Below are 13,686 nucleotides of genomic sequence, written 5' to 3' on the forward strand. Positions count from 1 at the left end.
CGTTCGGTTCATTAGTTGTCGACACTTACCCGAACACCTTCTGAGTGACTTGAAAACTCGGGGGCATACATGCTTTGGATCGTTGTAATGCCATTGCTGAATTCCCCGGCGTTGTTTACCCTTAAGTCGTATTCGAAAACAAATACCCCTTTGGGTAGATAGTCGAAAAAGAAGTTGGTGCTGGCGTCTTTTGTACTTTCATAATACCCTAAACCATCTTGCCATTTGTACCTTGAAATTACATTCAAGGGTTCAAAACCTGCGGCACGCATATCCTTCATATGAACAAATTCCATATCGCGGTCAGAACGCAGTTCGATTCGTACGCGTACCAAGTCGCCTACTTGTAATGGCGTGGCATCGGTAATTTCCGAAATTTTCTCGCCCGTATCGGTATTCTTTTTTAGGAACAACTTTTTCTTGAGTTTTAGGGGGGTGTCGGCCGAAGTTATTTTATCCAAATCTTCAAAATATTGCCAGTACAGGGCGCCCCAAGCGATACCATCGCCTTTTTTGCTGAGCTGTACCTCTGCCATTTTTGGTTCTATTTCATTGCTGTTCCAAGAAGTTTTAAAATAACCTGTTCCGGCTTCGACTTTGGTGTTTTCCAACTTTTCGGGGCGGATTTCGGTGCCTCCCAAGCGAACGTCTACGGCATCGGTCACCGAAAGCCAGTCGCTACCTTGAAGCAATAGGGCATAAACCGCATCGGTGGTAGATTTCGTGGTAGACCATTGGTTGGTTTGCTTGTGCTTTAAGAGCCAAATCTTAAGGTTGTCAATGGTCTTTATGTCGCCTTCTATTTCCCCGAAAGCCTCGATCAAGAGCGCCTGTGTTTCAATAGGGGCTTGGTACCAGTACCATGAAGGCGTATTTTCCTTCCAATACATACCGAGTTCTTCCGAAACGATGCTGTTCTCTTTTAACGACCTTAGGATCTTCTTGGAAGTGGTAGTGTCGCCCGTCCTATTCAATATTAAGGCCAACATCCCTTTTGTATAAAGCGCTTTGTTGGTCCAATATGTTTGGGCTTGGTCTAGGTAATAAGACCTGATTTTGTCGACTTTCTTAGAGGTTTTAATGTCATTGAAGAAACTGCGCATATACAAATAATGGATTTGCGACTGGCTTAGATGATCGCTCTTGAGATTGGTAGCATATTTCTTCATGTTTTCGTACTCCTTTACAAAGGCATCATCTAAATAATGGACTGCCTTGGCGATCATTTCGTCTTGTTTGGCTTTTTCTTGGGGCACGACGGAAAGTTTTTCCAAGTGACCAAGTCCGGTAACGATATGTTGGGTGATAAAGCGGTTTTCACGCCCACCATTAAACCAGGACCACGCCCCATTAGACATTTGGTTTTGTTGGAGTTTGTTCAGGGCATTGGCCTGTTCGTTCTTCATTTTGTTGAGGTCGAACAAGAGGGCAATGCGTTTTTTCTGTTCCGTTTCCGATTGGGCATCCCTTAGCCATGGGGTTTCTTGGATTAAGAGCGATTTCAGCTCTTGGTTTTTTTCAAGGTTGCTGATCAGGGCATCGGAATTGGCCCATTGGTCGAATACTTCCTTAATTCTTTTGTTCGAATTTGCAATGTGGCTTGCCAAACTATTCGCGTAATATCGGGCAAAGGTTTGCTCGTTACATTCGTAAGGGTACTCCATCAGATAGGGGAGGGCCTGTACGGCATACCATGCTGGGTTGGAAGTCACCTCAAGGGTAAGTTTGTGGTTTTTAAGGGTGGTCGAGGTGTGGTCCCTTAGCTTGTCCAGAACAAAGGTTTTGGTCTGGTTGCTTCGTACCCATAGGGGAAGGGTCTCGGTCACCAGCATGCGGTTGGTCAATACAGGAAGTAGGCTTTGTTCGCCATCGCTAAAATTTCCTGCCTTGGCTATTACGGTGTATTGGACCGCCTGTAGGTTTTCGGGTATGTGCAATTGCCATGACACCTGGGTGTTTCCTAAGGAATCTACCGTAAAGGTATGTTCGGTCTTTGCATTTAAAAGTTGATCGGAAATATCCTTTCCCGAAATACCATCAACGAGAACCAATTGGGCTTGTCCCGATAATTTTTTGTCGCTTAGGTTCGCAATTTTACTGCTTATGGTAATCTTGTCGCCTTCCCGTAGAAAGCGCGGGGCATTGGGTATGACCATCAATTCTTTTTGGGTAACGGTCTGAAGGGTCCTTACCGAACTCTGCAAAGATTTGGTATGTGCTATCAATTGCAATTTCCATTTGGTAAGGGCTTCTGGCGTAGTGAAGTTAAAAGAAACATTACCTTCTTTATCGGTGCGTAGTTCAGGAAAGAAAAAGGCGGTTTCCTGAAGGTTTTTACGGATTTGTACGGCTTCCGGATCGTTTTTTGAACCGGGTTGCACTTGTGCTTGTGCCGGAGTAAGGGCCGCCTTATCCATTTCGTCCGCTTGGGGAGCTTGGGCCGATATTTCGGCAACATCTTCCAATTCTGACTCCTCAGCCATGATACCTAGGGGAGCTTCTTCATGCATCGACATTTTTCTCGATAAGGAGTTGCGATAATAGTTGGTGTGCCTAAATTGTAATCCAAACCAGTTAAAGGAGTCGTATCCTTGGTAAGGGTAGCCATGCTGAGGTATATAAAGATAGGAGCGAAAGGAGTTTGTTCCATAACTTGTACGGGCGTTGGCATAGAGGGAAGCGTAATACGAACGGCGTGCAAGCGGATTGAAATTCCATGAATGATATCGAAAAACATCCAAGGAGGCGTCGTACATGCTGGCCAAAAGCTCTGCCGATGTTTTTTCGCCTTCAGGCCCCTTTATTTTAAACGACCAAGTTTCATCGGTTCCGGGTTGCAATTTATCCCTAAAAGTGGTGGTTTCAATTTCGAGTTGGTTTTCAGGGTAAGGTACGATTACCGAAAGATTGCCCGATTGAAATGAATTATAGGCAGAATACATATAGTTGATGGCGAAGCCCCCCAAATCATCCTCGGTAACGGGTATACTGATAGACTTTGAGTTTTGGCTCAAACGTACTTTGTGGATGTCGACAAGCTTTCTCCCTTTTTCAACAAAAACCGTTACGGTCAGATCTTCTGAATTGGAGTAAAGTGTAACTTCTACCTTGTCGCCAACGTTATAGCGCTGTTTGTTCGTTTTGATATCGAACAAGCCGTTGTCCGCTAGTTGCTTGTCGTTTTCGCCAATAAGCGTGGTTATTGCCTTTTCTTGAACAAGTTGGCCGAATTTATCCTTGGTTTCAAGTTCTATGATATATTTTCCCGATGTATAGTTTTTAAGGTTTTTGATGCTGAACTGCGTAGATTTTTCAGTATCGAAATCGGTTTGCCAGACCAGTTTGCCTTTGTCCCAGTTTACGGCCTTGTCCTCTCCGTCGTAAGCCTCATGAGGAAACAAGGTACGGTATTCTTCCTTGCTCCAATTTTTATAGTCCGGCGCCGGCCATGGCCTGTTTCGTAAAACTTGGTCGGGGGCCTGTAGTTTGTACATTTTCAATGTTCCTTTTGAAGGAACGGGCTGTCCGTTAAGGTTTGTGGTGGAAATGTGTATTTGATCTTCGTTTTTGACCTTGTCCCACTGCTCGGGAGCATCGATATGGGCAACTACCGAATGGTAGCCTACCGAAACAAAGGTAGTGGTGCTGTGGGTCTCTCCGTTGAGGTCGGTAACATCGGCCGTAATTTCATAATTGAAGGTGGGCAGGGCTTCTTTTGACGCACTGTTGTCGGGGATGGCCTTAAAGGTGATGTCGTAGTTGCCCGAAGCATCCGTAGTTGTTTCACCTTGGGCTATTTCTTGGGGAGCGTTATCGTAATAGGGCATGCGCCAATAGAACCAACGAGGGAAATACACGGCCCGTTTTACGCGATAGCTCACTTTGGCATCGGTAATTTTACTTCCGGCATATGCTGTAGCGACACCAGTAACGGTAATACTGTCGTTTACTTTATAGCTTTCGGTGACGGGCTTGAACGAGGTTTCGAATTTAGGGCGCTTGTATTCCTCCACGGAGAAATATTGGGTGTGCCCGGCCGTTTTTGAAAGGTTATCGGCTGTTATATGGAAATCACCTGTCAACCCTGAATTCGGTAAGATGAATTCCCCGTTAAAAGAACCGAATTCGTTGGTGGTGAACTCAAGGTCCGATACTTTTTGGCCATTCGCGTCATAAAGGCCTACGGTGACGGCTTCATTCGCTACAACCTCTGATTTTTTCTCAAAAGTTTCCATAAGGATCCCTTTGAAGTAGACAGGCTGTCCCGGTCGGTATATGCTTCGGTCGGTAAATAGAAAGAGACGTTTTTGAGCATCGTTGTTTTTGTACTCTATACGTTTATTGTTTACATAATATTCCCCAAAGAAGGCGGTCTCGCCATTATACTTCACTTCAATATTTACATCGTTCCAATAGTCATCGGTTAGGGCTAGGGTTACAAACCCTGTTTTATCGGTATGTTTCGTCTTGGTCAGATAAGGTTTGTTGTAATTTTTAAGATAGGTAAACCTCAATTTTGCGTTTGAAATGGGGAGGCCCGTAGTCCTGTCGATGATTTGGTAGCGTTGTTCCGTGTTGCTACTGATTTCCGTCAAGGCCATATTGGTCGCTTGAACGTGACTAAAGGCAAAATTTTCATCGCTTTTCTTTTCCGGAGAAGCTAAGATGATGTACTGTCCGTTTTCCAGTGGCGGAAGCAATACCTCTATGCTGTGCTGTTGATAGTCTTTTTCATTTTTCAATGGAGCCGACCAAGTTTTTGCCGGTTTCAGTTTTTGAATAAAGTCGTATTGCTCGTCTTGTGGGTAAAGATCCTGTAGTTTCTTGATTTGGTCGTTGTTGACCCTATAGGCGGTCAGTTGTAGTTCCGTTAGGTTTTTATAATTGACCAATAGTTTTGCGGGCTGGTTTACCGGAATATGCTTTTCCGTTACAAGGGAAAGACCAGGGGCCAGGATCTCCAACCGTAGCGCCTTGCATTTTTCGGCGCCCATACTACCTGGGAATTCGGCAATAACCTTATCGCATAAGCTTAGTGCTTCCTTCTTTTTCCAGCGGATTTCCTTGTTGGTTTTAGAATGATAAGTTTGCCCCTGAATGTTGTACAGTGCGGCCAGTTCATAGTTGTAGAGCGCAGAAAGTTCATGGTGCTTTAGGTGTTCTACCGAATTTTTTAAGGTTTCCTCGTAATAGGTATCCTTGTTGGGGAAAGTGGCGTTCCGGTATACGAAATTCATACGCTCGATATCGACCATGACCAAAGGTTCCAATTTGGGGTCATCGAAGTGAAAACGTATAAGTTCTTGATAGGTTTGCAGGGCTTTCGCCTGTAGCGAAGTTTCGTCTTTTGTGCTCAAGTCATGATGCACAAACTGATAGGCTTCGCATAAGGTTTCCGGATCGTTGATTTCGTATTTGTCGGCGGGTCGGGTAATCGCGGTTTCGGTGGTCTTATAAAATTGAAGTGCCGTATGGGCAAGCAAATCGTAAAGGCTAGGGCGGAAGGTCTCCGAGTTTTCCTGTTGGCTCAATAATTCTTTGACGCTTTCTAAACCGGTCTTTTGAAGCTTGTTTTTGTTTTCAAGGGAAGCCTTAAAGTGAATGTCTATTTCATGGAATAGGGTAGTGAGGTCCCATGTGCGAAAATCGATGCTGTCTACCTTGGTTTCGGTAGTGGTACGGTCGTAAAATAGATATTGGTTGTTTTGGAAATATTGCCAGTAGAGATTCGCCAAATAGTTCTCTAGGATGTTTTTCGTAGGGAAATCGGCTGTTTCGATTTCCGATTTAAAACGGTTGATGATGTTCAGCTGGGCGTCTTCCTCCAAGGTCATGGCATATTTGGAGGTAAACAGTAAAGCCTTTACGATCTGTTCTGGATTCTTTTCTTTTTTCGCCTTTTCGGAAATACTTTCCACAACTTTTAAGGCTGACTTGGTCAGCGCCTCGCTCTCGAGTTTTTGCACGCTTTTCCAAAGCGATGTATAGGAATCTCCGTTGTCTTGTGCTGGTAGCATTTGCGAAAAAAGGATTAGGGTAAATATCAAGGACAATTTTTTCATAGTATAAGATTATAGAACAAAACTGGGCAAAATCAGTGCCAAGCAAAACGCTAAATGAGTGAACGAGGGCATTGGGTTAGGGAATAGGATGTTTTAAACAATAGGAAACAACTTACAATTTAAAATCCTAACGTGCTGATGCCTTAAAATATTAGGTTTTAATGCCTGTATTTTTTTCTCTTTATAAGATCATCTTTCCTTCTAGTCGATAGAAGAAGGGGCTACAGGGGGAGCGGTTATAAACTTTTTAAGAGTCCACCATCAATAGGTATTTGGGTACCGGTGATATAGGCAGCTTGGTCTGAGGCCAAAAAAGTGGCGAGATACCCGTATTCTTTTGGGTCTCCAATACGCTTGACCGGGACTCTAGACTCCATATCGGCAAGTACTTCGTCTTCCGAAATGCCCAATTGCTCCGCTTTTTTTGCGTTAAGTTGAGTGATACGTTCGGTGTCGAAGTAGCCCGTAAGTACACTGTTTACGGTTATTCCGTAAGGTCCCACGTCATTGGCCAATGATTTGGCCCAGGTAACTACGGCGGCCCTGATGGTGTTTGAAAGCGCCAAATACGACAAGGGTTCCTTTACCGAAACAGAGGCGACGTTTATGATCCGGCCCCATTTGTTATTCTTCATGTGTTCCAGCGCCAGTTCGGTAGTGTAGGATACGGTCTTAAATAGGAGGTCGAAGGCTTCTTGGTAATCGGAAGTCTGTTTTTCCAGGGCGCTTCCGGCTGAGGGACCTTGGGTGTTGTTGACCAAGATATCGATATTGTGGTTTTCAAAATAGTGATATATGGTTTCGCGGTAGCCGTGAAAATCTGAAAAATCGACCACCAAATAGCTATGTTCCTGGCCTTGGTCGGTCGGTAGTTCGTGTACTATTTTTTTGAGCTTTTCCCCACTTCTTGACATGAGGGTTACATTTGCCCCGCTTTCGGCCAGTTGCTGGGCTATGGCCTTGCCTATTCCACCTGAGCTGCCGCCTACTAATGCGTTTTTTCCTTTTAAAGAGATATTCATAGTGTAAGATTTTTTTGGGATTTTAATTCTGTTTTTATCGGTATGCTTCCCGTACGGGGCTAAACACGTCTATAAGTTTGCAGGGCGTGAGGGCCTTGCCGCTATGGGGGCTATGGGGCGGTATGATAACGATGTCGTTTGCCTCGTAAATTTTTGTGTTTCCATCGAGCGTAAATTCAAAACGGCCTTGCCGTATGTGCATTATTTGCTCGTTCATATGCGAGTGTTCGGGTACTTCGGCCCCTTCCTCCACTGTCCAAAAAGCTATGGACATATTTTCTGAATGCACCAGTTTACCGTGGTAGCCCGGCATAATTTCCTTTGAAGGAATATCGGATAGGTTCATAACGTAGTATTGTCTAACGAAGATATAAAGAATACCTACAGAAATGAAAAAGCCCCAAACCATATTTTCTGATTTGGGGCAAAGTTTAGGATGGTAATTATTGTTTGTGGAAACTTGTACTTCTACGGGTGTTTTATTTAAGGCTTATTCCCATTTTACGACGACAAGTTCACACCTTCTGTTCCACTCATGGTCTTCTTCGGTACAGCTTTCTTCGGTTTCGCATTTTACAATGGGCTTAGATTCGCCATAGCCCTTGGCAATGACCCGCTCTGGGGCTATACCGTTCTTGACCATAAATTCCTTTGCCGAATCGGCCCGTTTTTGGGAGAGGTCGCGGTTGTATTCCGCATTGCCCCGAATATCGGTATGGGTGCCTATTTCGATGACCATGCCTGGGTTTTGTTTCATGATGGCAATGACCTTTGCCAGACGTTGACGCGCTTCACGTCGTAAGTACCAGAGGCTATAGTCGAAATGGATTTCCTCGGTCTTGATGACGATGCGATTCTTTTCTTTGATAATGGCATCCTCTTTTGCAATGATCTCATCGATTTTTTTCAGACGCTCCCGTTTTTCCTTTTCTTGGTCGGCCTTTTGCTTGAGGGCCATTTCTTGCCCTTTTTTGATCCGTTCGAGTTCCGCGGCTTTTTCTTGCTCTTTTTGTCTTTTTATCTGGGCCGAGGCTTCTTTTTCGGCTGCTTCTTTTTGGGCGAGTAGCTCTTTTGCCTTTTGCGCTTCCCGTTCTTCAATGGAATATAGCGAAAGGGAACCGTCTTTTACGGCGTTTCTTTCGGTATCTGAAAAAATATTTTTTGAATTGTCTTCATATCCTTCCTTATAGGCCTTTATACGGTATTCGCTGGAGCAGGTAAGCTGAAATTTAAACGAGGCATCCTTGGCCGTCCTTATTTTTTCGATAAGCTTTCCGTTGCCATCTACAAGCTCGATATAGGCGCCGGGCAAGGGGAACTTGGTAGTTTTGTCGGTCAAAATACCGGCAACGAACTGTTTGCAATCCTCTATGACCAAGGGCTTCGTTTCCGAAAAGGAGTAGATATCGTCGCTCCCTTTCCCACTAGGTCGATTCGAAGAAAAATAACCGCTGCCGGAATCGCGGTCCAATGACAAGGAAAAATCGTCGTAACCGCTATTTACGGGGAGTCCGAGGTTATCGGGTTTTGCGAAACCTCCGTTTTCTTTCTTGGAAACAAAAACATCCAATAGGCCGAAACCGGGGTGGCCGTTAGAGGCAAAATAGAGGTTGCCGTTGTTGTCCACAAACGGAAACTGCTCTTTCTTATCGGTATTGATTTCCTTTCCTAAATTAATAGGGCTTCCAAAGAAACCGTCCTTCTGGATACTGACCATATATAGGTCGAACGACCCAAAACCGCCTTCGCGGTCCGATGAGAAATAGAGTTTGGTTTCATCAGGACTCAAAGCGGGGTGTTCCGTAGAGAAATCGTCACTGTTGAAGGGGAGGGCTATGACGTTTTTCCAAGCGCCATCGATATATTCGGCACGGTAGATCTTTAGGTTGCTGACTTTATCGTCTTCGGTCTTCTTTTTACTGTTTCTGGTAAAATATATTGTTTTTCTATCCTTGGTAATGGCAAAGGTGCCTTCGTGCATTTTTGAATTGATCGTGTTGCTTAGGGAGGTACTTAAGCTGTCGCCCATACCGATTTTATCGATAGGATGGGAATAGATATCAAGGTAGTTTTCGTTGTTCCATCGGTATAGTTTGGACAGGGCGGAAGTTTGTTTTCGAGAAGCGCTATAGATCAGGTTTGAATCTATTCGTGCCGCCCCGAATTCAGAGCTTGCCGTGTTGAGGTTAAGGTTTTTAATTTTAAAACGGTCACCTATGGCGCGAACATTTTCAATATAGGTGAAGTCTTCGGCTAGCTGTGATGCCTTGTCGCCTTGATCCTGTTCGGTATAAAAATGCAACAGTGTTTGTTGGGCTTTTTCGTATTCCCCAATAGCCTTTAGCGATTGGTTGAGCTTAAAATAGTAGCTTTCATCAAGGTTTTCCCCGTAGTTGGACACGAGATAGCCGTACCAACGGGCGGCCGACTTCATGTCGAAGGTGTGGTAATAGCAATCGGCCAGGTTTTTTATGAGTTTTGAACTCTTGTTGCGGGGCAATAATTGTTCGTATAGGGGAATGGCGTCACTATAGTAAGCACGTTCGAAATAGGTGTCGGCGCGTTTAAGTTCTTGCTGGGCAAAGGTCGGTACCGTAAGCCCCAGAATAAAACATATGAAGAGTATTTTTTTCATGTTTAGTAGAATCTTGGGGATTTGTCGTATCCTTTGCCCAGGCCCAATAGATCAAGATTGAAAAGGATGAAAATTTCATGGGAACCGGAGCTGTAGGTGCTTAGGTTCGATAGGGTGTAATCGTAGGCATAGCCAATACGCAAAGCCGGTGTGGCGGCAATATTGAACATGGCACTTACCGAGTCTTCCAAGCGATACGACAATCCGCCTTCAAAGCGGTTTAGAAAAAGGGCGTTAAGCGAAAGGTCGAAAGTCAACGGGGCGCCCTGAACCATTTTGGCCAATACCGAAGGTTTTAATTTCAGGTCGGGGTTCAGTTCGTAAACATAACCCGAAGTCATAAAAAAATGTATTTTTTCAGAACCGATGCGGTTGATACCGTCTTTGTTTTCCAGATGCTTCGTCGTCAATAGGTTCGGGGCGGAAATTCCGGCATAGAAATTCTGTCTATGATAAAAAGCGCCTACGCCTACATTCGGAAAAGTGCTGTTGAGGTTTTCGTTAAAGGCGGGATCGTCTTGAAACTCAGGAAGCATAAAACCGTTGAAATTGGTCTCGAAAGTGGTAATGCCTCCTTTTAAACCCAGGGACAGGTTACTTTTTTCATCCAATTTTAGGATATAGGCAAAATCGGCATAGATGTTATTTTCCTTTAGGGCACCGTCCCCAATGTTATCGGTGATAAAGGAGAGGCCCATCTCTATCTTGTCGCTCATAGGCGCATGGGCAAAGAAAGTCAATGTTTTAGGACTCCCTACGGCATTCTTCCATTGTGAGCGATAGAGGGCACCAAAGTTAAGCATTCCTAATTCGTTGGTGGTATACGCAGGGTTTACAACATTCATGTTGTACATATACTGCGTGTATTGAGGGTCTTGTTGCCCATGGGCCGCAGCACATACCAACATCAGAAAAATAAAATAGCGTTTTATTTCTTTCATGGTTTAGCGGTTGAGGTACAATCGGCCCTGTACTGGGGTATGTCCTTCTTTGTTATAATTTATGATGTAGAAATACACTCCGTTCGGGGCCGTTCCGCTTCCATTTTTACCATCCCAAGCGGGGTTGTTTTGGTCTCCCTTAAAAAGGGTGGTACCGTAACGGTTTAAGATTTCAAGTGTAAATTCGGGAAATATGACTTCGATGTTCGGTATAAAAAAGGTGTCGTTTCTGCCATCGCCGTTAGGTGAAAACCCGTCGGGGACGAAAAAACCGTAATCTTCGGGATCGCAATTGGTAAGGTCAACGGTTATGGCCTTTCTATCAGGGTTCATACAGCCGGTATCAGGGTTGTAGCTTTCGGCGTAATAAGTGGTACCGCTAACCAGTAAAGTGCTTCCGTCGAGGGGAGAACCGTTTTCAGGGGTGTCGTACCAGAGCACGTCGTAAGGGTTATTGCTTTCGGCCTCACGTAGGTTCGCTATGGTAGGCTCGTCCAATCCACAAAGGGCCAGTGTTGAAAACTCAAGGGAAGCGGCCTCGAGCTCGTAAACGATAGGGATAACTTCTATGCGTCCGGAGCTTTGACATTTTCCGCTGACCTCCGTAGCGGCAAAATAACTCTTGCCATGGGTCAAGGTCTCGTTGTTGTCGAGAACGTTTCCGCCAATAGCCGAATCGTACCAGACAATACCGTCGCTACTGGCTACGCTAGTGTTTAAAAGGCCGACCGTTGGGTTTTCGGAACCACAGAATGCCGGGCTTCCTTCTACTAATGTGGGCATTTCGGGGTCGGAGAGCGAAACGGTAACCTGAATTCGGTCAGAACCTTCACAATTGTTGTTCGGATCAATGTTCGATATAAAGTAATCTTCCCCATCTACGAGTTGGGTATCCAAGGGAAGAATGTCTAGATCCGTGGCGGTATCATAGAAAAGAATTTCACCGTTGGCTTCTACAACAATATCCTGAAGGGTCGGTAAGGCTGGGGCAAAAGAGGCAAGACAAAGGGTTTGTAAGGGTTCGGCTTCCGGTAGGGCCGGTACGCCTTCTATGGCAAAGTTTTCGTTGACCTCAAAATCAAATTGGGTCCTGCAAGGCGTCGTATCGTTCTGTGTGCTTTTTACGGTTATGGTGTAATTGCCTTGTTCTAGGGTGGCTACATCAATTTGATAATCTGCGGTACCGCCAGAGAAATTAATGGTATTATCTATTAAAACGGCATTGGTTTCTTGTGAAACAACTTCATAAGTAACGATATATGCTCCGTCTACCAGGGTAGGGGCCGTTACTAAAACGTCAATACCTGTAGCGTTACATGAATTATCTACCACTACATCTAACTGTATTGCTTCTGGTATAGCGGTAATTATTGCAGTACTGGTAATGTCACATTCCATTGGGAACCCGTTAACCACTTCAAAATCAAAATCGTATTCTCCGGATTCTGTAATTAGGGAAGCAGGTATAGCAAACTCTGCACTGCCAGAATTGAAGGTAATGGTGCTTGCAATATGTGCAGTTTCCGTTCCACTGGGTGCGGTAATGGTATAATTTACATCGTAAGTGCCGTTTGCCCGGGTAAAGGATGGGTCAAAAATATCGCTTAAAGTAACTGGAACATCTTCGCCTTCGCACGTATCGGTTACATTGGCTATAGGTTCGGTTACTATAAATTGTATCGGTGCAATTTGAATATCGGCGCAAACATCTAACCCTAAGGAAGTAATCGATAGCGTAGTAGTTTCATTTTTTAGAACAGAATTGGCGTCGACTTCAAAAAAACCGGTTCGGTCTGGATTTAATGTGAGTTGAGCTGCATCTATTTGGAATCCACTGTCAGAATCCAGTCTGTAGCTAACGGTATAGGTACCATCGGAAATTAATGTGTCGTCATAATCCGTAATGTCTATTCTGTATCTTGGTGGTCCTTCACAAAAGTTAGGTGCTGTCATCGTGCCGCGAAATGCGGGTAGAATATTAATTTCTACGGTTGTTCTATGTATATCACAAACGGCATGTGACGGGTATACGGTATAGGTAAAAGAAAAAGAGCCGTAGATGTGGTTGTCTCTAATAGCCTGTATATCTATATTATGGTCGGTAAGGTCAGATAATTGGTTTGTTTCCGCTCCTTCTGACCAAGTGCCATTGATGTCCTCATCTTCTAAAAGACTATTTAAATCAAAATCAGTGTAGACAGATAAATCATCAGTGGTACAAAGCGTTAGTCCAGAGCCGATTCCGGAATTGGCCGGCCTTTGCACCTCAAGGAGCAAGGTAGCCTGCCTACTAGGGCAAGAGCCTACGGCGGGTACGGTGTGGGTGAATTCGTAAATACCGGGGCCGGCGGATTCGGCATCGAAAAAGTTTAGCGATAAGTGGGGAATGGCCTCGGGGGTTATCGCATCCCAGGTACCATTGAAATCTTGGAACTTTCCTTCGGTTTCATCCCCAATAAAACCATGGAGGTTTACCGCGGGGTCGTCTCCACAGGCATCTGCGGAACCGTCTATATTATCTTCACCGGGATAGCCGCCGAGCATTACGGTCACTACGGCCGATTCTTCCGCGCCGCCGCAGATATTGGTGTAGGTGAATTCGTGTGATCCTGAATTTTTAACTTCCCATAGGTTGACGATACCGGTATTACGGTCTAGGGCATAAAAATTGGCCGGGTCGTTGGTAGACCAAGTGCCCCCAGGGTCTGGGGTGCCTCCCAAAACCGTAAAAAGGTTGAATGTTTTATTGGCATCATCGGCATCTTTTTCACATATGGTTATGGAGTCATCGATACCCGCACATTGCGCCATTGCATTTACGGAGCATAAGATCAGGCATAAAGGCATTACCAATTGCAAAAAGCTTCTCGTGTAAGTTCGATCGATCATTTTATGATGTTAGGGGACAAGGTGCATTTTGTCCGAAAACAAATGTAGTTCGTCGATTAGGTGTAAGGGAATAAATGTTGTCAATAGGGGGAAATGAAGGGTGAATCTTATTAAATACGTAGCAGGGGCTATGTGAA

6 protein-coding genes are annotated in these 13,686 nt (G+C 44.7%); all 6 read right to left on the reverse strand.

From position 1 onward, the window contains the following. Positions 1 to 11: 11 nt before the first annotated feature. The 6 genes from ZOBGAL_RS11755 to ZOBGAL_RS11780 all read right to left on the reverse strand — a co-directional run bounded on the left by ZOBGAL_RS11755 (position 12) and on the right by ZOBGAL_RS11780 (position 13,549). Positions 12 to 6,062 (reverse strand): alpha-2-macroglobulin family protein, encoded by a 6,051-nt coding sequence (locus ZOBGAL_RS11755; protein ID WP_013993829.1) that lies wholly within the window; start codon positions 6,060 to 6,062, stop codon positions 12 to 14. 236 nt (positions 6,063 to 6,298) lie between these two features. Continuing rightward, the gene (locus ZOBGAL_RS11760; RefSeq protein WP_013993830.1) at positions 6,299 to 7,084 is read right to left on the reverse strand and encodes an SDR family oxidoreductase; all 786 of its coding nucleotides are present in this window, start codon (positions 7,082 to 7,084) and stop codon (positions 6,299 to 6,301) included. 34 nt (positions 7,085 to 7,118) lie between these two features. Further along, positions 7,119 to 7,430, reverse strand: coding sequence for a cupin domain-containing protein (locus tag ZOBGAL_RS11765; protein WP_046287899.1), 312 nt, complete (start codon positions 7,428 to 7,430; stop codon positions 7,119 to 7,121). Between the two features lie 144 nt (positions 7,431 to 7,574). Beyond that, positions 7,575 to 9,719 (reverse strand): OmpA family protein, encoded by a 2,145-nt coding sequence (locus tag ZOBGAL_RS11770; protein ID WP_013993832.1) that lies wholly within the window; start codon positions 9,717 to 9,719, stop codon positions 7,575 to 7,577. 2 nt (positions 9,720 to 9,721) lie between these two features. Beyond that, on the reverse strand, positions 9,722 to 10,660 hold the full coding sequence (locus ZOBGAL_RS11775) for a PorP/SprF family type IX secretion system membrane protein (RefSeq protein WP_013993833.1): 939 nt from the start codon (positions 10,658 to 10,660) through the stop codon (positions 9,722 to 9,724). Between the two features lie 3 nt (positions 10,661 to 10,663). After that, positions 10,664 to 13,549 (reverse strand): gliding motility-associated C-terminal domain-containing protein, encoded by a 2,886-nt coding sequence (locus ZOBGAL_RS11780; RefSeq protein ID WP_013993834.1) that lies wholly within the window; start codon positions 13,547 to 13,549, stop codon positions 10,664 to 10,666. Positions 13,550 to 13,686: the final 137 nt, after the last annotated feature.

Origin of the sequence: Zobellia galactanivorans (assembly GCF_000973105.1) — a bacterium.
Lineage (GTDB): Bacteria > Bacteroidota > Bacteroidia > Flavobacteriales > Flavobacteriaceae > Zobellia > Zobellia galactanivorans.

What these genes read in the sequence shown, in the direction of transcription:
- ZOBGAL_RS11755 (WP_013993829.1), bottom strand. Translation starts at nt 6,062, where the DNA reads ATGAAAAAATTGTCCTTGATATTTACCCTAATCCTTTTTTCGCAAATG.
- ZOBGAL_RS11760 (WP_013993830.1), bottom strand. Translation starts at nt 7,084, where the DNA reads ATGAATATCTCTTTAAAAGGAAAAAACGCATTAGTAGGCGGCAGCTCA.
- ZOBGAL_RS11765 (WP_046287899.1), bottom strand. Translation starts at nt 7,430, where the DNA reads ATGAACCTATCCGATATTCCTTCAAAGGAAATTATGCCGGGCTACCAC.
- ZOBGAL_RS11770 (WP_013993832.1), bottom strand. Translation starts at nt 9,719, where the DNA reads ATGAAAAAAATACTCTTCATATGTTTTATTCTGGGGCTTACGGTACCG.
- ZOBGAL_RS11775 (WP_013993833.1), bottom strand. Translation starts at nt 10,660, where the DNA reads ATGAAAGAAATAAAACGCTATTTTATTTTTCTGATGTTGGTATGTGCT.
- ZOBGAL_RS11780 (WP_013993834.1), bottom strand. Translation starts at nt 13,549, where the DNA reads ATGATCGATCGAACTTACACGAGAAGCTTTTTGCAATTGGTAATGCCT.